At 48.9% G+C, this 23,829-nt stretch carries 22 protein-coding genes; 8 read left to right on the top strand and 14 right to left on the bottom strand.

What is annotated here, in order from left to right:
• Window positions 1-31: 31 nt before the first annotated feature.
• The 4 genes from H8S64_RS08310 to H8S64_RS08325 are packed head-to-tail and all read right to left on the bottom strand — an operon-like array spanning window position 32 to window position 2,405.
• Window positions 32-637, bottom strand: a complete 606-nt coding sequence (locus tag H8S64_RS08310) for an IS1096 element passenger TnpR family protein (protein ID WP_099292849.1) — start codon at window positions 635-637, stop codon at window positions 32-34.
• A gap of 13 nt (window positions 638-650) precedes the next feature.
• The gene (locus H8S64_RS08315; protein ID WP_099292851.1) at window positions 651-977 is read right to left on the bottom strand and encodes a CCC motif membrane protein; all 327 of its coding nucleotides are present in this window, start codon (window positions 975-977) and stop codon (window positions 651-653) included.
• Between the two features lie 10 nt (window positions 978-987).
• Entirely contained in the window at window positions 988-1,299 is a 312-nt protein-coding gene (locus H8S64_RS08320; RefSeq protein WP_186975705.1) for a DUF2752 domain-containing protein, read from the bottom strand.
• 14 nt (window positions 1,300-1,313) lie between these two features.
• The gene (locus H8S64_RS08325; protein ID WP_186975706.1) at window positions 1,314-2,405 is read right to left on the bottom strand and encodes a pyridoxal-phosphate-dependent aminotransferase family protein; all 1,092 of its coding nucleotides are present in this window, start codon (window positions 2,403-2,405) and stop codon (window positions 1,314-1,316) included.
• Between the two features lie 306 nt (window positions 2,406-2,711).
• Between H8S64_RS08325 and rsfS the strand changes: the two genes are divergently transcribed.
• The 7 genes from rsfS to H8S64_RS08360 all read left to right on the top strand — a co-directional run bounded on the left by rsfS (window position 2,712) and on the right by H8S64_RS08360 (window position 8,491).
• The gene (gene rsfS / locus H8S64_RS08330) at window positions 2,712-3,068 is read left to right on the top strand and encodes a ribosome silencing factor (RefSeq protein ID WP_099292863.1); all 357 of its coding nucleotides are present in this window, start codon (window positions 2,712-2,714) and stop codon (window positions 3,066-3,068) included.
• 8 nt (window positions 3,069-3,076) lie between these two features.
• On the top strand, window positions 3,077-5,050 hold the full coding sequence (gene ftsH, locus H8S64_RS08335) for an ATP-dependent zinc metalloprotease FtsH (protein ID WP_186975707.1): 1,974 nt from the start codon (window positions 3,077-3,079) through the stop codon (window positions 5,048-5,050).
• A gap of 56 nt (window positions 5,051-5,106) precedes the next feature.
• Complete coding sequence (locus H8S64_RS08340; protein WP_186975708.1) at window positions 5,107-5,316, top strand: putative signal transducing protein; 210 nt, start codon at window positions 5,107-5,109, stop codon at window positions 5,314-5,316.
• Complete coding sequence (locus H8S64_RS08345) at window positions 5,303-6,121, top strand: phosphatidate cytidylyltransferase (RefSeq protein ID WP_099292867.1); 819 nt, start codon at window positions 5,303-5,305, stop codon at window positions 6,119-6,121. The genes H8S64_RS08340 and H8S64_RS08345 overlap by 14 nt, the downstream gene beginning before the upstream one ends.
• A gap of 36 nt (window positions 6,122-6,157) precedes the next feature.
• A complete protein-coding gene (locus tag H8S64_RS08350) occupies window positions 6,158-6,829 on the top strand; it encodes a phosphatidylserine decarboxylase family protein (RefSeq protein WP_099292869.1) in 672 nt (223 codons plus the stop codon).
• Between the two features lie 31 nt (window positions 6,830-6,860).
• Entirely contained in the window at window positions 6,861-7,676 is an 816-nt protein-coding gene (gene panB, locus H8S64_RS08355) for a 3-methyl-2-oxobutanoate hydroxymethyltransferase (RefSeq protein WP_099292871.1), read from the top strand.
• A 128-nt stretch (window positions 7,677-7,804) separates the two neighbouring features.
• Window positions 7,805-8,491 (top strand): RluA family pseudouridine synthase, encoded by a 687-nt coding sequence (locus H8S64_RS08360; RefSeq protein ID WP_222621167.1) that lies wholly within the window; start codon window positions 7,805-7,807, stop codon window positions 8,489-8,491.
• Between the two features lie 71 nt (window positions 8,492-8,562).
• Here H8S64_RS08360 and H8S64_RS08365 read toward each other — a convergent pair whose 3' ends face one another.
• The 9 genes from H8S64_RS08365 to H8S64_RS08405 all read right to left on the bottom strand — a co-directional run bounded on the left by H8S64_RS08365 (window position 8,563) and on the right by H8S64_RS08405 (window position 21,738).
• On the bottom strand, window positions 8,563-11,196 hold the full coding sequence (locus H8S64_RS08365) for a zinc-dependent metalloprotease (RefSeq protein ID WP_186975710.1): 2,634 nt from the start codon (window positions 11,194-11,196) through the stop codon (window positions 8,563-8,565).
• A 41-nt stretch (window positions 11,197-11,237) separates the two neighbouring features.
• Window positions 11,238-12,506 carry a Calx-beta domain-containing protein gene (locus H8S64_RS08370; RefSeq protein ID WP_186975711.1) on the bottom strand — a complete coding sequence of 423 codons (1,269 nt, stop codon included), beginning with the start codon at window positions 12,504-12,506 and terminating at the stop codon, window positions 11,238-11,240.
• A gap of 25 nt (window positions 12,507-12,531) precedes the next feature.
• Window positions 12,532-12,699: a hypothetical protein gene (locus H8S64_RS08375; protein ID WP_176555093.1), complete on the bottom strand. Its 168-nt coding sequence runs from the start codon at window positions 12,697-12,699 to the stop codon at window positions 12,532-12,534.
• A 54-nt stretch (window positions 12,700-12,753) separates the two neighbouring features.
• Entirely contained in the window at window positions 12,754-14,127 is a 1,374-nt protein-coding gene (locus H8S64_RS08380; RefSeq protein WP_186975712.1) for a RagB/SusD family nutrient uptake outer membrane protein, read from the bottom strand.
• A 22-nt stretch (window positions 14,128-14,149) separates the two neighbouring features.
• Window positions 14,150-17,797 (bottom strand): SusC/RagA family TonB-linked outer membrane protein, encoded by a 3,648-nt coding sequence (locus H8S64_RS08385; RefSeq protein WP_186975713.1) that lies wholly within the window; start codon window positions 17,795-17,797, stop codon window positions 14,150-14,152.
• A gap of 201 nt (window positions 17,798-17,998) precedes the next feature.
• Window positions 17,999-19,183 carry a FecR family protein gene (locus H8S64_RS08390; protein ID WP_186975714.1) on the bottom strand — a complete coding sequence of 395 codons (1,185 nt, stop codon included), beginning with the start codon at window positions 19,181-19,183 and terminating at the stop codon, window positions 17,999-18,001.
• A 63-nt stretch (window positions 19,184-19,246) separates the two neighbouring features.
• Window positions 19,247-19,780 (bottom strand): RNA polymerase sigma factor, encoded by a 534-nt coding sequence (locus H8S64_RS08395; protein ID WP_099292878.1) that lies wholly within the window; start codon window positions 19,778-19,780, stop codon window positions 19,247-19,249.
• A 113-nt stretch (window positions 19,781-19,893) separates the two neighbouring features.
• Entirely contained in the window at window positions 19,894-20,835 is a 942-nt protein-coding gene (locus H8S64_RS08400) for a DUF5106 domain-containing protein (protein ID WP_186975715.1), read from the bottom strand.
• A 213-nt stretch (window positions 20,836-21,048) separates the two neighbouring features.
• On the bottom strand, window positions 21,049-21,738 hold the full coding sequence (locus H8S64_RS08405) for a DUF6266 family protein (protein WP_186975716.1): 690 nt from the start codon (window positions 21,736-21,738) through the stop codon (window positions 21,049-21,051).
• Window positions 21,739-22,103: 365 nt separating this feature from the next.
• Between H8S64_RS08405 and H8S64_RS08410 the strand changes: the two genes are divergently transcribed.
• Window positions 22,104-22,784, top strand: coding sequence for a hypothetical protein (locus H8S64_RS08410; RefSeq protein ID WP_186975717.1), 681 nt, complete (start codon window positions 22,104-22,106; stop codon window positions 22,782-22,784).
• A gap of 79 nt (window positions 22,785-22,863) precedes the next feature.
• On the opposite strand, the gene H8S64_RS08415 is transcribed toward H8S64_RS08410, so the two are convergent.
• A complete protein-coding gene (locus tag H8S64_RS08415; RefSeq protein ID WP_186975718.1) occupies window positions 22,864-23,823 on the bottom strand; it encodes a helix-turn-helix domain-containing protein in 960 nt (319 codons plus the stop codon).
• Window positions 23,824-23,829: the final 6 nt, after the last annotated feature.

Raw genomic sequence — 23,829 nt, forward strand, 5'->3', positions numbered from 1 at the left:
CTTAAATCTAAAATCTTTAGATCTAAAATTACTAAAGCCTATCAATATAATCATCCAAACTCTCGTAACGGGAATCCCTATAGTAATCATCATCACCGTCACGATCCTGACGATCGTCGTCGTCATAACTGTCATTCCCGAATTCCTCCATGAAACTGTCGTCGTAATCGCCGTCATATTCTTCCTCGGGCTTGTCAAATTCCCAGTTAGCATTGCTCTCGTCATACGAGAATTGTTCCGGGATATCTCCCTCGCAAGCAATACAAACCGGCATCACGTCCGACGAATCGCGGATATATTCCCCGGCATATTCCACCTTATAATACTTGTTGGAAAAGAAATCGTACACGTATTCCAGTTCGAGGCATCCCGGCTTAATGATATCGCTGATCTTCGTGCTGTCCATAACGAGGTTTTCACTCTCCTCGTCATCCACGGCCATATCCATCAAAGCGATTTCTTTCACCCGGTTCCCCATCCGGTCTAACGTGAAGAAAGAAGCCATTTGAGAACTGTCGTAATTTAACGTCTCAACAATTTTATCGTGAAACTGTTGGAATGTCTGTTCTCCTCCAACCGCGATTTCACACCTAAAATCCGAACTAGTCGGTAAACTGATTTCAAATCTGTAATCCATATGTTATTTAATTTTAACCTAGCATCAACGCCGAACCGACACCCAGTGCCGTAACACCCAGTATAACGAGGATAACGAAAGCGACTACCGCCAAGGCAACACAAATCCCGATGATCCCGCAAACACGCCCGGCACTCACGTTTTTATAAGATGCCTCCGTGTACTCGTCCGGATTCTCCAAATAAGCCTTGCGAGGCGACGAAGCCATCGCCACGGCGAGAATCCCCAACACCAATCCAACGAAACCGTAGCACCAGCAAAATACCAGTGACAATATTCCCAATACCAACACTGCCGTTGCATTCGGGAGGTCTTTTTTCTTCGTTTCAATAATCTCCATCGTTGTCGTTTTAGTGGGTTATTAATTTAAGCAAATATGAAATTAAAATTATTATCAAGCAAACAAAACCCGTAATTTTTAATATGCCGGGCGATATTTTTTTTATCCCCGCGATACGCCCTGCCGCAAGGGCTAGAAACACGATCAAGGGGATTAATCCCGGGTAAGTTTTCACGGAATTGACAATCTCTCCCCTTAACAACATAAAAACCGCTGTCTGAAACCCGCAACCGGGACATTCGATACCGATAGATTCCTTCACCAGACAAGGCAACTGGTGCGCTTCCAGCCAATTAATGAGCTCTCGCGTGAATATCACCATTCATCCCGCCGGAATTAAATATCGTGAACCACGGTTTCCAAAATATCCATCGCTTCCTTGATCAGGTTGATATTCGCCTGCGATCCCATGTGACCGATACGGAATACCTTTCCCGCCAATTTACCGTAATTTCCGCCGACAACCATACCTTGTACTCTCAACTCGGAATCCAAACGTTCCCAAGTCATGTGTTCGGGCACGTAAACAGCCGTCACGGTCGGAGAACACACGGCATCTTCGGCAGGATACAGCTTTAACCCCATATCCTTAATCCGTTCCCGGCAATAAGCGGCGACTTTCTCGTGACGGGCAATGCAACTATCCAAGCCCTCCTCGAATATCAATTCACAAGCCTTATGCAACTGAGCCGTCCCCTGCCAGTAAGGAGTGTAAGGGAAATATCCCGTTTCCGGGGCAGTCAGGAAAGGCAACAAAGCCTCGTAACCCGCGTAATTCACCTCTTTCACGATGTTCCACGCTCCCTCGCTCACGGAAAGGAAAGACATATTTGCCGGGGCAGACAAACATTTCTGCGAACCGCCCAAAGCCAGATCCACGTGCCAAGCATCTACATCGACAGGAGTACCACCCAAACCGGAAACAATATCCACGCATAACAACGGTACCCCGTGTTTCACTTTCAAATCCCCAATCTCCTGAACGGGATTTGTTGTCCCGCTCGGGGTTTCATTCTGTACCATCGTGATCATTTTCGGCTTGAACTCCACGATAGCCTTTTCTATGGTATCAAAATCATGGAAGGTCCGGTCATACCCGAAATCCAACGTCATCACCTCGCACCCGATCGCTTTTGCCATATCACCGAACCCTTCGCCGAATAACCCGGTAGAAAGCACCAACACCCTATCTCCCGGCTTTAACGTACTTTTCAAAGCCGTCCACAAAACCAACATCCCCTCGCCCGTCTGAATCACTACCCGTTCGCGGGTTTTCATCATCTTCTGCAACAAACCCTCCGTTTCCCGGTATAAAGCCGCGTATTCCGGCTCACAATCCGCAGACCCGAAGTTCCGGGCAGCAACTTTCAAAATCTCTTGCGGGACAGCTACAGGCCCCGGAACTAACGGTATCAGATACTTTTCCATTCTTTTCTACAAGTTTATAATGTTTCACGTTACAATCCAATCCCGCCCCCTTATTTCATGGTTCGGTAAACGACAAAATCGGCGCACTGGTTTGCAAAACTATAAATAAGATTTGTTAAAAACACTACCAATGAATAAAAAAATTAACCATCTCCACTTTTATAAAATTTATCCTCTAAAAATCCAAACCTATTCCACTGACAATTCGTCATAATAACAAACAACGGGAAAATAGGTACGCTTTTTGTAAAGGGATTAAATATTAAATGTATATTTGTACTTTAAATTAGAAATTAGTTATAGAGAATGAGTGGAGCAGAAAAAATAGTTGAACAAGTAATTGAAACATTAAATAAGAACAAGGGTGTCGATATAGTAAAGATTGATTTAAGAAGAATCGAAAACTGTTTCTGTAGTTTTTTCGTAATATGTCACGGAACTTCCAACACGCACGTGGCGAGCCTGTCGGATTACGTTCACGATGAAGTCAACGAATACACGGGGGAAAAACCGTTACACGTGGAAGGGGAGCAACAAGCACAATGGGTAGTTCTGGACTATGGAAACGTGGTCGTACATATATTTCAAAAAGAACAAAGAGATTATTATCAACTCGAAGACTTTTGGGTAGATGCAGAAATAACCAGAATAGAAGAAAATTAATACACGATATGGCAGAAAACAACAAACACGATAACTTTGATTTTCCTCCGGTCGGGAGGAAGAACAACAGGAACCAGAGATTCGGCGGCTACTGGACCTATATTATTATTGCCGCCATTCTTATAGGCTACCAATTTTTCAGTATGCCGACAAACCCGGAACGTATCTCGTGGCAGGAATTTAAAACCAATATTCTCGCCAAGGACGAGGTGAAAGAAATTCTTATCGTCCGCAACGGGGGAAAGGCAAATATTTTCCTGAAACCGGAGAAGATAGAAACTCACGACAAATTAGTTTCCAAGGGATTTAACCAAAAAAGTACGGGACCACAATACTACGTACCTTTCGGAACATTGGAGCAATTCGAAAAGAATCTGGAAGAAGCACAAAAGGAATACCCGGAAACCGCGGACATACATGTCGATTACGGCGACGAGTACAACTGGTGGGCAGACATCATATCCATCATCCTGCCCTTGGCTCTATTTGTAGGTATTTGGGTATTCTTCATGCGCCGGATGAGTAAAAACGCCGGCGGCGGTGGTGGCGGCGGTATCTTCAACGTGGGAAAATCCAACGCCAAACTGTTTGACAAGGAATCCAATATCAAGATCACGTTCAAAGACGTGGCAGGATTAGCCGAGGCGAAACAGGAGGTGGAAGAAATCGTGTCATTCCTCAAATCACCGGATAAATACACGAAGTTGGGAGGTAAAATACCCAAGGGAGCCTTACTCGTGGGTCCCCCGGGAACGGGAAAAACCTTAATGGCAAAGGCGATGGCGGGAGAAGCCAATGTACCGTTCTTCTCCATGTCAGGCTCGGACTTCGTGGAAATGTTCGTCGGGGTCGGGGCATCCCGTGTACGCGACTTGTTCAAGCAAGCGAAATCGAAAGCCCCGTGTATCATATTCATCGACGAGATCGACGCCATCGGTCGCGCCCGGGGCAAAAACCCGAACATGGGTTCCAACGACGAACGCGAGAACACGTTGAACCAGTTGTTGACTGAAATGGACGGCTTCGAAACTAATTCGGGCGTTATCATTCTAGCTGCCACCAACCGGGCGGATATTCTGGACAGCGCGTTATTGCGTGCCGGACGTTTCGACCGTCAGATATACGTGGATCTCCCCGAATTGAAAGACCGGGAAGATATTTTCAAGGTACACTTGAAACCGTTGAAACTTGCAGAGGATATCGATTACAGCTTCCTCGCGAAACAAACACCCGGGTTCTCGGGCGCGGATATCGCCAACGTGGCGAACGAGGCAGCACTGATCGCCGCCCGTAAAAACAAATCGGCAGTGGAAAAACAAGACTTTCTCGATGCCATCGACCGTATCGTGGGAGGACTCGAGAACCGGAGCAAGGTAATCAAACCGGGCGAGAGAAAAACCATCGCTTATCACGAGGCGGGACACGCTACCGTATCGTGGTTGCTCCGACACGCTCACCCGCTGTTGAAAGTGACTATCGTACCGCGAGGCAAAGCCTTGGGTGCGGCGTGGTATCTGCCGCAAGAACGCCAGATCACCACGAAAGACCAATTACTCGACCAAATGGTTTCCGTGTTGGGCGGACGTGCCGCGGAAGAAATCGTCTTCGGCGAAATATCCACGGGCGCACAGAACGACTTGGAACGTGCCACGAAACAGGCCTATGCCATGGTATCCATCTACGGTATGAGCGATAAAGTGGGAATGTTGAGTTATTACGATTCCACCGGACAAAGTGATTTCAACTTCACGAAACCTTACTCGGAAAAAACGGCGGAGATTATCGACGAAGAAGTGAAAGCGATGGTTTCAGCCGCGTACGAACGGGCAAAACAACTATTGAGTGAACATAAAGACCAGCACCGCCAAGTTGCCGAACTCTTGATCGAGAGAGAAGTAATCTTCAGCGATGATCTGGAAAGAATACTCGGGAAACGTCCTTGGACGGAAGACGGGGAAACCATTCAACCCGAAGAATTATAAGAACGAAGGGCTATTCCCGACAGGATAAAAACAGTATAAACTAAAAAACGAAAGTTATGGAAAATTGGGTATCTGTTTTCTCGACAACCGAAGAATTCGTCGCTGAACGAATCAAGGAAGTGTTAACCGACTCGGGAATCCCTGCCGTAGTTCTGAATCAACGGGATTCTTCTTACAAAACATTCGGCGATATCAACGTCATGGTAAACAAAGAAGACCGGGAAAAAGCCGAGCAAGTTATAAAAGCATACAATGATCGTAAGTAATTTCTTAAAAAGGGCAATCAGCGGATTGCTGTTTGTCGTGGTACTAACAGGGTGTATTTTCATACACCCCATTTGTTTTTACGTACTGTTCTTTATCATCAACATTCTGGGACTTCTTGAGTTCGGCCGTATGGCACGACACATGAACATCCACGTCAACCTCTTTTTCTGTATCGTGTGCGGAAGCGTGCTATTCACCGCGGGATTCCTGCATAACTACATCGGTTACAAAGACGGTTACCTCTATTTCTTTATACTGACATTTATTATGGCTATCCGCGAGCTCTATCGCAAAAAGGGAAACGGTTTCCAGAACATCGCGTTCTCCTATTATGCCCTCCTGTACATCAGCCTGCCTTTTACCTTATTGATATACTTGCCTTACATGTCAAACTCGGGACAATGGATGCCGGAAATCATCTTTTTCCCCTTCCTGCTCGTGTGGGTAAACGACACGTTTGCCTACCTTTCCGGTTCTTTACTCGGCAAGCATAAACTTTTTCCCCGGATATCCCCGAAGAAATCTTGGGAAGGAGCCATCGGCGGCGGGCTGATGACCATTATTGTCGGGCTGTGCGTGGCTCCGTATATCGAGGGATACCGCGTTTTCGACACGGCAGTCATCTCCTGCATCGTGGTGGTATTCGCCATTTACGGCGACTTACTGGAATCCATGTTCAAACGTAGTATTGAAATCAAGGACTCCGGCAATATTCTGCCCGGGCACGGGGGAATCCTCGACAGATTCGACGCTGTCATATTTACAATCCCCGCTATTTTTGTATATATGGAATTCATGTATTAACTTTGCCCGCTGTTTTAATAACGTAACGAAAAGAATATGAAGATACATAAAGCAGGTCATTCACTGTTAATTAAAGCATTTGTAATTATCGCCATTATCAACGTACTTGTCTACGTTTTCTCTCCCGGTATCATTGTTTTCAGGGCTGTGCTCGTTGTCAGTGCTATCTGCTACCTCCTGATGGTAAACTTTTTCCGTTTCCCGAACAGGCACATCGCGCCGGACGATATCACTATCCTCGCCCCTGCCGACGGGAAAATCGTGGTTATAGAGGAAACATACGAACCGGAGTACTTGAAAAAACAATGTATACAGGTATCCATATTCATGAATATCTTTAACGTGCACATCAATTGGTTCCCTATCAACGGAATCATCAAATATTTCAAATACCATCAAGGAAGATACATGGCAGCCTACCTGCCCAAGTCCTCCACGGAGAATGAAAGAACCACTATCGCCATAGAAGCCCGTGACGGGCGGGACATCGTCATGCGCCAAATCGCCGGGGCTATGGCAAAACGCATCGTATCTTACGCTCCCGTGGGCGGAGAAGCACGTCAAGACGAACACGCCGGATTCATCAAATTCGGTTCCCGTGTTGACCTATACTTGCCGCTAGGGACTAAAATAGACGTGAAGCTGGGACAAAAAGTGACCGGTTCACAAACACTTATCGGAACATTTAAAGAACCTGAGTCCAAGTGATCCGTTCACCGGCTCGTAAAAAATCAGTACTATGTCTGTTCAAAAGAAAGTAAAAAGAGTAACCACCCACGTGTTGTCGGAAATGAAACTGAAGGGTGAAAAAATAAGTATGCTTACCGCTTATGACTATTCCATGGCAAAGATTATCGACAATGCCGGAATAGATGTTATACTCGTGGGTGACTCCGCGTCCAACGTTATGGCAGGACACGAAACCACCCTGCCGATTACGCTCGACCAGATGATATATCACGGTGCTTCCGTGGTTCGGGGCGTGGAACGCGCCTTGGTTGTCGTGGATTTGCCTTTCGGTAGTTACCAAGGGAACAGCAAGGAAGCCCTTTGCTCGGCTATCCGCATCATGAAAGAAACAAGCGCCGACGCCGTGAAACTGGAAGGTGGAAAAGAAATCCTCGAATCGGTTTCACGCATACTCTCTGCCGGAATCCCTGTCATGGGACACCTCGGGCTTACCCCGCAGAGTATCCATAAATTCGGTACTTACGTTGTACGGGCACAGGAAGAGGAAGAAGCCAAGAAACTGATCGAAGACGCCCACGCTTTGGAAGAAGCTGGTTGCTTCGGCATCGTTCTGGAGAAGATTCCGGCAAAACTAGCCGCGCAAGTGGCACAAGAAGTAAGCATACCCATTATCGGTATCGGTGCCGGCGGCGGCGTGGACGGTCAGGTACTCGTGATTCACGACATGCTGGGAATCAATCAGGAATTTTCACCCCGGTTCCTGCGTCGCTATCACAACTTGTACGCGGAAATGACGGGAGCTGTCAGCAACTACATCAACGACGTGAAGAGCCGCAACTTCCCGAACGAGAGAGAACAATATTAGAATTTTAGATTGAATGATTTTAGATTTTAAATTGTAGGATTCAGGGATTTGAGAATTCAATTTAAAATCTAAAATTGGAGAGTTCAATCTAAAATTTAAAATCTAAAATTTAAAATAACATGAGGGATTTGGAGATTTTATACGAAGACAATCACATCATAGCCGTGAACAAGCGGGTATCGGATATCGTGCAGGAAGATAAAACGGGTGATGAGCCGCTAAGCGAACGGGTAAAAGCCTACATCAAGGAGAAATACAACAAGCCCGGTGATGTGTACTTGGGTATTCCCCACCGCGTGGATCGCCCGGTGAGCGGTGTCGTATTATTCGCCAAAACCAGCAAAGCATTGGTTCGTCTGAACAAGATGTTTCAAGAACACGATCAGGAAATCACCAAAATCTATTGGGCTATCGTGGGGAACCTTCCCGACGAAGACCATGCCCGATTGACTCACTACCTGATGCGTGATCCCGAGAAGAATAAATCATACGCTTACAACAAACCCAAGAGTGGAGCGAAAGAAGCTATTCTGGAATATACCCTGCTGGGAGCCGGACAACGTTATTACCTGTTGGAAGTGAAGCTGTGCACGGGACGTCATCACCAGATCCGTTGTCAATTGGCAAAGATCGGATGCCCCATCAAAGGCGACTTGAAATACGGTTTCCCCCGTTCCAACGAGGGAGGAGGTATCAGCCTTCATGCCCGTTCCATCACGTTCATGCACCCGGTGAAGCAAGAGATGGTGACCGTCACCGCTCCCCCGCCATTGAACGACACGTTGTGGCGCTTCTTTTACGAGAACTTGAAGTAATTAAAAAAAGACAAGGCTGCCGGGTAATTCCGGACAGCCTCGCTCCATCATCCAGTAGTACAAACTTAGGGTTATTTACTATCCTTCAATGCTTTATTCAACTTCATCAACATGGATTGATAATGCACTTTCGTGTCGCCCGTTGCCCCGGCAACTTTAGAAGACAACAAACGCTGTGCTTTCAACGCCATATCCTGTATGTAGGTCTGTGAATTATCAATCTCACCGACCGTAACCCGCCTTTGGAAACCATAACCGTAGCCGAACTCGTTCAGAGCCATTTGCCGTGCCACGTAGCCAACCCCGTGTTCTTCTTCCAACTGACGGAATTGATCTATATACTTGTGAATAAACCCGCTTTCATCCAACCCGTAAGCGGCAATCTCCTCCACCGAAGGTACATAAGCCGCATCCGTCAACATCCGTAACGCACCGCCTCCGGCATCTTTAAACGCGCTGCTGGATACATCCACGATAAAACGTTGCAACATCTTGTCACCTTCCGTCAATTTCCGTCCCTTGATCGTGCTGTCGAAAGCCCCGTTATACAAATCTGTCAAGTATTCCTGCACCGTGTAAGGATTCGATGACAAATGAGCGGACAAAAGTATATTTCCGGTCAAGCGTTCCAACTGATCCAGAAGCCTCTTTTGCAACACGGGCGTCATATCGACAGCCATGCTGAAATTCTTCGTCAACTCCTTGTTATTTAGCCAATCGGCAGATTTGAACTCCTTCAATATCCACGCCAGCGAAGCCTTTTGCACGTTCTTCGGCACGGACACGTGACGTTGTCCTCGCGTACCGTCCTTCACTTCCGTCAAGTAAATCCCTCCCACGTTGTACATCACGTTCATAAGATAACGGTAATATTGATTCGCGATTTGCTTGTACAATTGTTCGCGATGAGTGAAATCGGTATCATCGGTTACCCAATCATTCATGTTAGCAAGAATATATTTCAAGTTCTTGATACCGTATTCTCCGGCTTTCATCGGGTCGTCACCCAAATCTTCCTCAATGGCACTCGGGTCATAGCGGGAATAGATCTGCTGCCTACCGTAACGATAACGGGGATCTCCCGCTTTCTCGTCCACCCAACCTTCCAAAGTTGCTTGCTCGTCCCACTCGTTCCCGGCATCCAATAAAGGCTGATAACTCCACTTCACGAGGAAATAATCGTAAATTCCCAAGTCGGGCGGAGTCAGACGCACTCCCTTGTCGCCCGGTTGCGCCACGTAATTGAAACGGGCGTAGTCCATGATACAGGGCGTAGTCCCGTAAGTATTCGTGAAAGAAGCGGAACGCAAAGAATCCACCGCATAAGAAGCCGATGCCGCCATATTGTGCATGAACCCCAGACAGTGTCCCACCTCGTGAGCCACCACGTAAGCGATAGACTCCTTCACGATATCATCCGGCATCTTCTTTGCCCGTACTGAAGGGTCGATTTGTGCCGTCTGCACGAAACGCCAGTTATTAATCAGACGAATCACGTCATTGTAAACCAACACGGAAGCGTTGATAATCTCCCCTGTTGTCGGGTCTACCCAAGAGGGGCCCATCGCGTTAGCGGTCGAGGAAGGCAAATAGCGGATACAGGAGTACTTCAAGTTATCCGGATCGAACTCCGGATCATCAGCCGGGAAATCACGCACCTGCACGGCATTCTTGAAACCAATCTTCTCGAAAGCGGCATTCCAACGCAAAGTACCTTCCTTTATCGGCTGTTTCCACAATTCCGGGAAGGCATCATCAATGTAGAACACGATAGGTTTCACCGGCTCCACCAGTTCCCCCCTTCTGTAAGCGGCAACATCTTTCGGCTCCAAACGCCAACGATTGGCAAGCGTGTAGTTTTGTATACCGTCTTTCTCCGTGGAAACGTGTTGTTTACTCGTCACGAATATCCCCACGCGGGAGTCAGAAATACGAGGACGCATTTTCTCCTCCGGCAATAAAAGTAACGAACGGGTTACGGTTGCCGTCAATGGCATATTATCCAATATCGAGAAAGCCATGAATTTCAACGACATTTTATAGGACAGCATGGACTTCACCGTCAGGTTATCATCAAACGCCTTGATTTCTCCCAAGGCTGACCCGTCTTTATTGAAACTGGTCACCACTTGAATCAATCCCATGATAGAAGTCGGCAGGAAAGCAAACTCCTTCATATCCGTGGTAAACATCGGGGTCACGTCAATCACGACTGCCGTACTGTCACCATTATAGGCAGCTATCTTGTAAGAATAGAGAATTGCATCCATGAAATTCTTATCTATCGCCTTGCGCAAAGACGGCTCATTCGGGTTCGACGTCACGTAAGCATTCACCTCGTTGAGGTAGATCGTGCTGTCGATCTTCGTGAACTTGATATGCAGCGGATCATTCTGTTTGTATCCCACGTCACAGAAATCGTTACTGGACGTCGATGTCAACGTGGAAGCCAGCAACATTTCCCGCCCGAGATACTTCGTCGGAATCTCGAAATACAATTTGCCGTCCACCTTGTGAAGCGTGATAAAATTACTCTTCACGGTTTCACACGACTTCTTTTTGAACAATTTGTCATAAGCACTCTTTTTCTCCGGTGCCTTGACCTCCGTCGTTTTACCTTTTTTCTTACGACCGGAAGCGTACGTTTCTCGCGTGCATGGTAACACCAGAAGCCCTACCAGCAATACTAACATCCATTTTTTCATACTTTTCATTTTTATAGTAAGACATTGAAAAATCTTCTCTTTTATTCCACCTTCGTGAAACGGAATACCAGCGGGTACAATTCCCTCATCGGGTACTGTGGCGGATCGCCCCATCCCGGGTTCATCTGGTCTTTATAAGTTCCCGTCAAGAAATCAGTCGGTTCGTAATCCACAACCCGAAATTCCAAGACTTTCCCTTTGCTCAACAAACGCACCAAAATAATCGCCGGGCGTTCCGTCACGTTAGCGGCGGAATAGTTCACGTTCGCTTTACTTAACTCCAGCGTCACGACATCCCGTTTTATCCCGTAAGCATCCTGATCCCATAGCTGTTCGGGCTCTTCCCCCTTATAGATTACGTCACAATTCCGCAAGTATTTTGCCAAATCACCATACACGCCATCCACGTTTAAGGTATTCGCCGCACCAAACACGATCTTGTCCGTGGCGGGATTATTCAATGGCAGATTATCGCAATCGTTCGGGTGTCCCCAAACCATACTCTTGATAAAGTCAACACTTATCAAATTAGGAGAAATCCATGTCCCTACAAATTCCTCGTAACGCGTCGGTCCGTTCACGTTTATGACCACGAAACCGTTCGTACCCGCCTCGAAACGACCTTCTTCCACTAACCGAAGGATCACTTTATCTTTCCCCTCCTCTTTCTTGAGGAAACGCACGGTCACGTCAGCCGTGGCCTTCATTACTCCCATGTACAACTCACGTCCGCCGCCCACGATCTCGTAATGCTCTCCTTCCACTGCCGTGGATTCAGGATCTATCTCGAAAGGTACGCGCAACTCTTCCCGCTTGTACATGTAATCTTCCCCTGCCACTTTCATTCCGGCGGACACGACGATCTCATTCTTCAAATCCATGGAAGTCTGGGTAAATGAGCCGGTAAACAAATCCTTCGTTTCCACGGGAATCATCGCCCAACGATTGTTCCACAAGCGATATCCCGGCACTTCCTGTAAACTCAAGCGAATTTCACGCCGTCCTACCACGTTATCTTTCGGTTTCACGTGAATCGTATCAATCATCTGACCCGGTTGGATTGTAAATTCCCTTGCCGACAACGTGTAATCTTCACCTTCCACGGCAGATCCTTCTACCGTGAAAGGAACTCTCACCACTTCCGTTACCGGTTCCGATACCATTACCTCCACTGCCAAAGAATCAACAGCTTTCAGTATATATATGGGACGCCCGAAACTCAACGTGGGTCCCTTATCATCATCATCCGAGCAAGCCCACAGGAGGCTCAAACTCACCAGTAACGAAAAAACAAATAAAATCTTTCGCATAACTCTATTCTTTATTCGTGGAACTTCAATTTTCTTCCAACGCTTCATTATAAGCATCTCTTCTCTCTTGAATAACAGCCCTTTCCGCGTTTGTCAAACGAGGCAAAGCAGGCATAATAAACGTGGTGGAAATGTCCGCCAGACGGGGCGGCATATCATCCACATCGTCACATCCCGATAATACTAGAACCATTATTCCTATGATATATTTTAACGCTTTCATGTCATTCTATATTAAATGTTATTATTACAGTCCCTCGTACCCGGGATTCTGGATTAATCCCGAGTTCAAAGCGATATCAGTTTTCGGGATCGGGAACAAATACATAAACTTAGCCGTTTCGTACTTCACTCCACTAAGCCCCCACCACATGACAGGACTTCCGTTACGCTTCAACTCGTACCAGCGATCGAATTCCAAGTACAATTCCTTGCGCCGTTCGTTCAATATCGCAGACATCAAGGGAGTCAACGCTTTACCCGTGGCATCGACCTTGACTAAAGCGTCAGTATTCACTTCTGGAAGATTCTGCGCCGTGTACGGGACATAATCACTGATCCGATTCTCCCGCAAATGATTCAGGTACCGCAAAGCATTCGTTTCGTCCCCGGCGTGCGCGTAACTCTCTGCCATAACCAGACACATCTCGGCAGCCCGCACGGAAGTCTTCAACATCTTGGTATTCAAGAATTGCTCGTCAAAAAAGAACGTATAACGAATATCCCGCTCTTTCTCCGTGAACAACTTCACCAAGTCCAACGAAACCGGACGTTGTTTCGACCGTTGCATGTACAAACGAGTGTACGCTTCACTCTGTTTTGTTCCGCTACGAATCAATTCATTCCCTTTCCGTTCCACTTCACTCTGGAGCATCTCTCTATAAGCATCCCCGCGAATCAGCGGGTAGGCATCCAACACCTCTTTTGCCGTGCTTGCAGCCAAGTCCCACTCCTGCGTCCAAAAATACGTCCTCGCCAGATACGCGTTAGTGACATCGGCGTAGAAAAGATACTGTTTGTCCGTCTGGTTGAGTTTCAAGGCTTCTTTCAAATCATGAATAATAAAATCCGCTGTCGCTTTCAAACTTGCACGGTCAGGCTTTCCCTCCATGTCAAATTTCTCCACCAGAGGTACCCCCAATTGCTCCCCTGCCCTTGTTTTATCATACGGTTCACAGAAATTACGCATCAGGTTATAATAACAAACGGCACGCATCGTGTAAGCCGTGGCCAAAAGTTTTTTCCCGAACTCCGTGTCCCGTTCTTTCAACTCGTGCAGGACGATATTACAATCCTTTATCACCTCGTACAACGAGCCGAACTTACCGGAAAGACTATTGATGTCACTTCCCACGTACTCGGGAATATCCCTCTCCGAAATCGTCAGGTTCGCGTCCATATTATCCGTGTAGAACTCGAAAGGCAACGTGTTCAGGTACGCCCCGAAGAAAGCATACTCGCTCGCCTGCTCGATATTATTCAAACGCGTGTGCAATATAGCGGAAAACTCCTCGGCAGTTTTCGGTACTACTTCACTCTTGTCTTTCACGTCCAAATAACGCGAGCAGGACGTTTGTCCAATCAAGAGCAAAACCATGATATATAAACCAAATCTTCTCATATTCATTCAATTTAATACATTACTAGAATCCTACATTCAGCCCGAAGGTAACCGAACGCGTCAAGGGGTAAGTTGTTCCCGGCGTTTCCGGGTCAATACCCGAATAATTCGTGAACGTGATAAAATTATTCATCGTGAAGGAAAAGACTACCGATTTCAACCCAAGCGGATGCAACAACCGCTCCGGCAAATTATAATACAACGATATATTCTTTACCCGCAGGAAAGACACGTTTTCAAGGTACGCCCCTTGCGTGATTTCCGTGTCGTGCACATTATACTGGTCCAACAACAACCGCTCCTCCGCCAGATAATCAATAATTCTGGGATACTTCACGCCGGTGCGCCTCTCTTCCGTCCAGCGGTTGGTCACGGACCTCTCCACGTTCAAGTGATTGCGATACAAATCGCTGTACGCGGTCTGCGGTTTCTCGCCCGTGGCTAAAGAAGTCACGCTCCTGTAACCGGCGGGCGAAGTAACCGTGTTCAATATCTTCGCGCCGGAAGAAACCACCCCTCCCACGTTCAATCTCAAACCGCGATACGAGAAATTCACGTTGAATCCACCGGTGACAGGCGCCACCGAGGTCCCGAGATAGAAACGATAATTATCCTTCGACTGCAAATCCGTACCCGTGTAAATTTGCGCGTCAGGTCTTAACTCGAAGGTATAAACCCCGTCCCTCTCGTCTATCTTTATATAACGTCCCGCAAAAACGGATTCCAGCGGGAATCCCTCGTACCTACCGTTACTAATCACCCGTTTCCGGCTGTATTTCGACAATATGTTCCGGTTCCAAGCGATATTTCCCCCCACGTCAAGTTTAAAATCCTTACCGTTCAAAACCTTCACGTTCAAGGTTCCCTCCACGCCTTTATTCTTTATCTCGGAAGTATTATAGGGCTGCCCGGAAAAACCCGTGCTCGACAACACGTCCACCGTCGACACCACATCCGAACTCACGCGGTAATACGCTTCGACCAACCCACTTATCCGCTCGTCGAACAAACCGAAATCCAATGCGACTTTCATGTCTTTCGTTTTCTCCCAACGCACGTTCGGGTTAGGAGCCGAACTCACCGACCCCGTCCGCGACCCGTTCCAGTAAGTCGTGGTATATCTCAACACCAGTTCCTTGTTCACGGATTTCACGATATTCCCGGTGTACCCCATGGAAGCCCGCAAGCTCAACCGGTTCACGACCGGCAACAACGAACTCATGAAGCGTTCCTGATCCAGATGCCACCCCAAACCTAACGACCACGTGGGGTTGAACTGCTCGTCGCTACCAAAATTGTTGGAACCATCCGTCCGGAATGTAAAACTGAACAAATAACGTTGTAAATAATTATAATCCAGCGAAGCGTAAAATGAAGCGAACCTGTTTTCAGTCGTGGTTTCCCCCGCCAACTGGTCAAACAAGTCGGCGTACTTTCCCACGTCCGTGACGGATGGCTCGGGCGGAAGCGGCATCGCCGAATAACCTGTCACCTCGTCATACCCGAAACGCTTGAAGTAAGTCCGTTGATTTTTATCCCCCCGCAATTCCGCTCCCCCTACCAGACTCAAATAATGCTCCAAGGCAAACGTATTCTTGTATTCCAACTGTCCCCGCACGTTATAGCTGGAACCGTTCGTGGATGTCTGCGTGATTGTCCCGTAAGGCGTCCACTCGTTATTATATTCATCAAAATACAAGCGGTCTAAAAATGCCGCGTACGTGTCCCGCCCCCTCGTGTCCTCCACTTTATTGTGAAAATAGGTATAGGAAGCCAACCCGGAAAACCTCAAATAACTCAACAAATCGTAAGTCAGGTTCATCTGCACCCGCGCGTTCGCGTTATCCGCCGTACTTGATGTTTCTTTCAGCTCCCGCATGATATTGAAACCGTTGGTAGGCAATATCACGATATTGGCATTTCCCTCGTTAATCGATTGCAAGTTGAAATACGTGCGGTCGGGACGATAACTCCCGTCCTCGTTATACACCTTCTCGTAAGGATTCGCGAAATAAGCGTACTCGAACGGGTTTATAACGGTCGAGTAACTCTTTGACTTCTGTTTCGAGAGATCAATCCCGAACATCATGTTCAAGCGTTCCGTCGCGTTCGTGTTAATCTTGGCATTAACGTTATACCTCTCGTAATCCGTTTCCTTCACCAACCCGTTCTGGTCAGCGACACCCAGTGACACGTAATACGTGTTCCGGTCCGATCCCCCTGAAAAAGAGAGATTATGATTCATCGAGAAGGAATTTCGGAATATCACGTCAAACCAATTCGTGGTGCGTTTGCCCAATTCCTCGATATAGGCATCCTGTTCCGCGGTACTCATGGGTTCGAACCCGTCTTCCAGCCACAACTTATCATCCCGCCCGAGTTTTTCCGCCCGGAGCATACCGACAATTCCCACTACCGGGTAATGCTTCAACGGCTTTTCCGTCTTATTATGCTCGAAAGGAGCGGCCGAAAACTCGTCCCATAACTCCCGCTCCCATGCCAGTTTCTCCCGTGAATTCATCAACTTCGGATCACGTTGCGGTTTCAACCCCACGGAAAACGTGGCACTATAATTCACTTTCATTTTTCCCGCCTTTCCTTTTTTAGTCGTGACCACTATAACACCGCCCGCGGCTCTCGACCCGTAAATGGCGGCGGCGGAAGCATCTTTCAATATCGTCACGCTCTCTATATCGTTCGGGTTAATCCCCGCTACCCCCGTCACGAAAATCTCGTTCAGATTCCCCGACTTGATCTGCCCCGTCGATATTTCCGGGATATCCTGCTGAAGAGGCACACCGTCCACTACCCACAAGGGCTCGGCGTCCCCGCTAATCGTGTTCGTTCCCCGGATCCGTATTTTCGCCGCTTCACCCGGTCTTCCGGAAACAGCGACAACACTCACCCCGGCTATCTGCCCCTGCAAAAGCATATCCACCGTGGGAATGGCTTTATTCTCGAAAACCTCGGCGGCCACCGTACCGAAAGAACCCGGGGAATTGCGTTTCGTCGTCTGCCCGTAACCCGTGACCACGACTTCGTCCAGCTGGTCAACCTTTTCTTTCATCACGACCGTGAGTGTCTTCGTCACGTCGGACACTTTCACCTCCCGCGTTTCCATACCCACGAAGGAAACGAGCAGCACGATATCTTTCTGCACCGGGATCGCCATCTCGAACTTCCCGTTGATATCCGATATCACACCCGCGTAAGTCCCCCGCAAAATCACGGTAGCACCGGGGATAGGCACGGAATCCGTCGTCATCACCACCCCTTTCAATACCACTTTTTTCACCTCGTCCCGCACGGGACGTTCGGGACGTATGATCACGACGTCGTCTTCTATCTCGTAGGAGACCCCGGTGCCTTTCAAGCATTTGTCCAGTACCTCCTCGAGCGTGGCGTCTTTCACGTCCAGCGATTTCACGCGGACACCCTGCAAATCATCCAAGTTGTACACGAACGTGTAGCGGCTATTCTCCCGAATCTCCGTCAAGATATCCGTGAGATTCTTGTTCTCGGCCTTCAATGTCAGTTTCACCTCCTGCGAGTACACCGCCGAGAACGCGAGGTTCTGCACCAGCATACACAGGCATAAAAACTTAACAAGTAATAACTTCCTCCACAGCTTTTCCCTACTGGAACTGCTTCGCGTGTCATTTTTTTTCATACTTTTGTTTTTAGGTTTCACATTAAATTCAATGATGAGCTTAGCGAGCGGGCAATGGGGCAAACATTGCCTGCTTACTTTTTCAATAAGCTAACTTGATTTACTAATTTTTCACTTTCATGTTTCCGGCAAAAGTACTCTCTCTCCCGATACGCGCAAATCACCATTTATAGTGAAATTACCTTGCCGGAATCACGTGTTTCAGCTACCCGGTTCCCGGTACACCCCCACGCGAATTTCTCTTCCCTCGATCCGGAACCTTACTTTCCGTGTCTTTTCAATTTTCGTCAATAAATCCTGAATATGTTCATACCGTTTCATCTCGACCGAGAACCGTAATTTCCCGAGTTCTTCGTCGTCAAAGTTCACGTTCACGTCATACCACCGCGCCAAACGTTCCATGATTGTCGCCAGATCCGCCCCCTCGAAATAGAATATACCATCTTTCCACAGGACGAACTCCTTCACGTTCACTTCCCGTGTCCGTATCCCGCCGCTTCCCGGGAGCACTTCCGCCTGCACGCCGGGCAGCATCAACACGGATTCCCCGCCGTGGGTCAGGCACACCCGTCCTTCCACCAGCGTGGCTATCGTCCGTCCCCGGTAAGCGGTCACGTTGAAACTCGTTCCCAGCACGCGCAAGTCCGCGCCGTTGACGAACACGTGGAACGGGGCTGTCGAGTCGGGCATGACCTCGAAATAACCCTCCCCCTCGAGCTTCACGTCCCGCCGCACGCCCTTGAAACGTAAAGGGAAATATAATTTGGATTCCGAGTTCAGCCAAACCCGCGTACCGTCCGGCAATTCCATGAAAAACTCCCCGCCGCGGGGAACGACCAGCGTGTTGTACTTCTCTTCCGCCAAGGAATCCGCGCGCGCGGCGATTTGCCGGTACACGCCCCGCTCCCCGGCGGGTACCACCACGCGCCCCGTTGTGTCTACCAGAAGCCCTTTTTCATCTTTCAACTCCACGGATTGCCCGTTGGCAAGTATCAGCACGGCTTTTCCCCCACCCGGGACGATCCCCGTGCCGTCTGCCGCCGGAAGCCCGCTTCTCCCGGGAGCGGCGTACCACAAGTACCCCGCCACGCACAAGGGCAACACGAATAACGCCGCGTATCTCGCCACCGCGCGCCGGGTAAAACGCTTCCCGTGACGTGCCCGTTCAAACTTCCTCCACTCGTCTTTCACCATTTGCCGTTCCGCCCGCGTCGGCGCTTCCCGTGACAGGAGATACGCCCTCGTTTCCCCGTACTCGCTCTCGTGCAAGGGTGATTCTCCCCGCCACCGTTCCAGCGAAGCACGTTCCTCCCCTTCCAGCGTCCCGGCGATCTCCTTGGCTATCCAACGGGCTACATCAAAACGTTTTTTCAATAAATCTGTCATCTATTCAGGTTTACGGTTTATATAGAAGACGATCGAGAGAAAAAAGTGGGTGAGTGGAGATGATTATTTTTCAAGCAGGATGAAAAGAATCATTAAAATATCCTTGGAAAGTAATTCGCGCAACTTCACGTAAGCGCTCTTTTTCAATGACTTCACCGTGTTCACGGATACACGCAACTCCGCCGCGACTTCCGTGTTATTATTCCCTTTCAAGTTCAACAAGATCACCGCGCGGGATTGAGCCGGCAACTTGTCTATCGCCTCGTACAATACCCGGTACGTTTCCTGCCGGGTAACCTCTTTCAGGAAATCATAATCCTCCGCCTCGTTCTCGTTCAGGCGGGCAGAGTATTGTTCCTCGATCTTCCGGTGCTTGCAATGATCGAGGTAGATACGGCGGGCAACCGTGTACACGAAAGCCTTGGCGTTTTCATCCGTCGCGAATTCCTCCCGGTGCTCGAACACCCGCGTGAACGCCTCCTGCGTGAAATCGCGGGATAATTCCGTTTCCCCCGTGTATCGCTGCATCAAGGTATATACCGGTAGAAAGAATGTTTCGAAAAATGCTTTAAACTCTTTATGTGATACTATCGCCATAAGTTACAGTTACAAGTTACAGGTCGCGTTTGCCTTCGGCAAGTTACAAGTTTTTCTACAAAAAACCATAAATAATACGCGGGAAAAATAACCTGCAACTCGCCGAAGGCGAATCACTGTTCCAGAAAGGACGCAATTACCCGGAACGGGACATCTTTAAAAATAATCTTTTTATCCCTGTCCAGCAGGTAGAATGTCGGGATTGCCCGCAGGTCGTACAAGCGTTGTTCCTTGATCACCTGCCCGTCGTCGTAAGCGCACACCCATGACTTCGGTTGCTCTTTCAGGTGCCGACGCCACGCTTCAACGTCGGGGTCGGGGTACACGGAAAGAAATACCAGCCGCCGCGATTCCCCCCGTTTCTCTCTCAACAGGAAATTCACGAAATCGGCGGCCTCGAACTCCGCTTTGATCGCCCGGCAAGCGTCGCAATCGGGATTGTTGAAGAATAGAATCGTGTAATCGGCTCGGATGTCCGACAACTTTTCTCTCTTGCCCGACGGCAAGGTGTAAACGAAATCGGTAGCCGCACTTCCCGGTCGGTTCTTCAACGCCATTTCCAGCCGGAACGCCGGTCGCAGCTTGTCAACCTCCCCCACCCGCGGCGACGCGACGATATACCGCAACACGGGAATGTAAAATTCCTCGCTCAACATGGGCGAATTGGGGTCATACAAGTATTTCTCGTACAGGGAAGTGAAATGGGCGAACATCACCGAATCGGCATCCATCGCCCGGTCGAGCATCGACGCTATCGCCCGTTCCACGTCCGCGTAAGGCACCCGGGGGAAGAGTTGCAAGTAATTGGCGAATGCCTGTTCCGTTATTTCCGGACGACGGATCAACGAGGTGTCGGCGAAATCGAAATGCTCCCAGTAACGTGCAACGAGGTATTTCACCTGTTCCCTCTCGTCCGTGTATATAGAAGGTATCTCCGGCAGCCGGAATGCCTGCACACGCGCCGCGCCTTGTTCCGCTTTTTTCCCGCGTGAAAAAGAACACGCCGCCAACGCGACGCATAACCCGATGACAATATTCCGTGTATAACTTTTCATGGTTTCGATCGATTGATACGCGAAGATACGATTTAGTTTATAAAGTTCATAAGGTTCATAAAGTTTATAAAGTTGCACGGACGCGAGGAACTTTATCTACGGCAGCCCGGGCTGCCGTTAGACACTGTCCGAAGGACGCCTTGTAAACCTTATAAACTTTATGAACTTTACAAACTTTATGAACTAGGGGGGCGCGCACGCGCCCCTCCTCTCTCACTCCTCACCCGGGGTCAAGTACTGTGACGTTGAGGTTTGTTTCCCGGAACGGGTGGTCATGAAGGTGTAAATGGCGAGATTGTCGAGGTCGTACTCCTCGTCCAGTGCCGTCGACGTGCTACCGGACTCGCCACGCTCGCGTAGCGTCACGAGGAGGCAATACTCGTTCGTCGTGTCGAACACGACCGCATACGCCTTGTCGTCCGCGTAACAATCCGCCCCGTCAACCACGTTAGCCTCTTGGTTGAATCGCAGTTTCCGCGCCGCCCTGTCGAGCGTTACCGTCACCTTTCCCTTCAACAGCCTACCATAGGACACGAGCAGGCGGGAAAAGTCGACCACCGTTTCGAACATCTCCTCGGGTTTTGCCTTCGGGTTGAAATCCCGTTCGGGATACCTCCGCGTCGCCGTCACGACATCCGACTTGTTGATTTTCAAGAATTTCGCGTTGCACTTCACTCCCTTGTTGTCCGGCGGGCAACTCACGCGCAACACCCGTTTCAGCGGTGATGCCAAGCGCCCCAGCGCGCCGAAACACGCGTCCTGCTTCATCACGTCTTCTTTCAACGACCCGTTCCACGCGGGCATCGATTTGACGGTCACGCCGCCGTTAGGTTTCTTCGAGAACAGGTTGGGTCCCACTTGCCCGGAAATACTCTTGCATAGATTCATTTTAGCGTCTGCCATAGTTTGTACGTTTTTAAAGGTTAATGTTTCAAGATGCCGCCACACGGTATCATTATCGTCAACAAAGTTACGGTATAAGAAAAAGAAAATCAAGAAAAAACGAATTTTATTTTAATTTATTTTAACAATACAACACAAGGGATACGCGAACAGGGCAACAAGCCCACGGGAAACGGGGAGCAGTCGGCGAGGAAACGGCGGAGTTATTCGGTACTTATTCGGTAGTTATTCGGTACTTATTCGAGCGAGGTTCGAATAAACACCGTGGAAGAATTGTTTAATTAAAAAAAAATTAGTAGTTTTACACGAAGATTGGTAGTCGCTTACAACCGGCTCAGAATGTAGTTGAATTAAAATCGAAGGTTATGGACTTGAATTTTCCACCGATGGACGGTTCCCGTAAATGCTGGCGCGTGAACGGGATAACTTATTACTGGCGCAACGGGCAACTTATTTGCCGCACGTCGAAGAACGAGAAACGCACTCCCCGGAAGGACGAGAACGGCAAGGAACTGCCCCTACGCAGCCCCGCTCAGGAGAAATCGAGCTCCGTGTTCTCGGAAGCTCAAGCGATGACGAAGGCTTATTTCCTCGCGCACGGGCACTTGCAAATCTGGGTGGTGGCACCGAAGACGAAACCCGGGCAATCGTCATGGGCGCTGCACCGCCACCTGAACAAGGCGGCATACGTCCCCGACGAGGGCGTGCGCTATTTCAACTCTTACCGTTTCAGCCACGGGATTCTCGAGCTTCCGGATAATTTCACCGTCCGGCGTGACGGCTGGCACATTACCCTCGAGTGGGAGGACGACCGCGACCAACCCGCCGCTGCCGCCGGGGACCTACTGTTCGTGGGCTATTTCCACGAGGGGTATCCCCGCGCCCCGCTTCTCGTCCCGGTGACGGGCGCCACACGCGGCGAGCAACGCGCGGAGTTCGACATCCCGCCCCTCGACCAGCCCGACGGCGGAGCGCTCCACCTCTACCCCTTCTTCGGGCGGGCGGACAAGAGCGCGTACGCGGGCAGTTATTACATGAGATGCTAGTGCCGGGGTATCGTGAATAAAAGAGGCCGCCCCGCGTCTTCCCGGAACGGCCTCGACCTTTAAGAAATCACACGCGCACTTATAATGTATCTATAATTTTCCTTTGGTCGTTAAAGAAATTCATCCGCTGTATCTCACCGCTTTGTGAAACGAGAGTCGAATGTCTTTTCAACGAATGAATCCATTTTTTCTGGTAATTACATACCTTCCCGTCGCGCGAGTCCATCGAGTTGATGGAATACACTCGCAGGAAACAAATCTGGAAACCGGTTTTCTCGACGTAACTGTACGTGGCTTCAAAATCAACGTTCGAGAGGTAAATTGACAGAAGGTTGCCGTTATGGAAGGCTCCTTTTTCCGACAATAATTCCAGCTCGCGCAGAAGTTGATGCAACTCTTTCTTCATGTCGGCGACATCGGTCGCGGACACGAGATTCAGCTCGGCAAAATACTTTATTTCCTTCACGAAGGAATTGAATACACTCTCGTCGAGGATAAAACAAGTCTTGTGCACCTGTCTTAAACTTTCCATGAGTTCTTTCCGCGTTTTCGCCAATTTCTCCGAAATCACCACGTCGGACAGCGAGGCGGGCGTTCTCAGTTTCTCGTTCTGGTACAGCCACCTGCTAATCCGGAATTTGGACAAATTCTCGTAAGGGGCGTAAAATGTATAAGGAATGGTATTCGACGCGGTTATCACCTCTGTCGTTGGATCCGCCTTGACGTACCTGAATAATTTATGGTAACGGGCAAGTATCTCGTGATAATTTTCCATCGGCTCCACGGAGTGCAACACGTTCAGGTCGAACATCGCCCCGCTGGACATACTGTTACCGACAATCTTGTCTAACGATATGCCCATCTGGCTGGCGATGATCGCCACTTCGCTGAACGTGAAAGCAACCTCCCCCCTTAATCTCCGGTAAATTGCCTCCTTACTCATGCACAATACCTCCATGAGGATGTTGGCGAGATTATTCTCTTTCGGGGTAATCTCGCGCATCGTGCTGATCAGTTCATCTACCACGGCATTTTTCATCGGGGT

This window comes from Butyricimonas hominis (assembly GCF_014287455.1).
GTDB lineage: Bacteria > Bacteroidota > Bacteroidia > Bacteroidales > Marinifilaceae > Butyricimonas > Butyricimonas muris.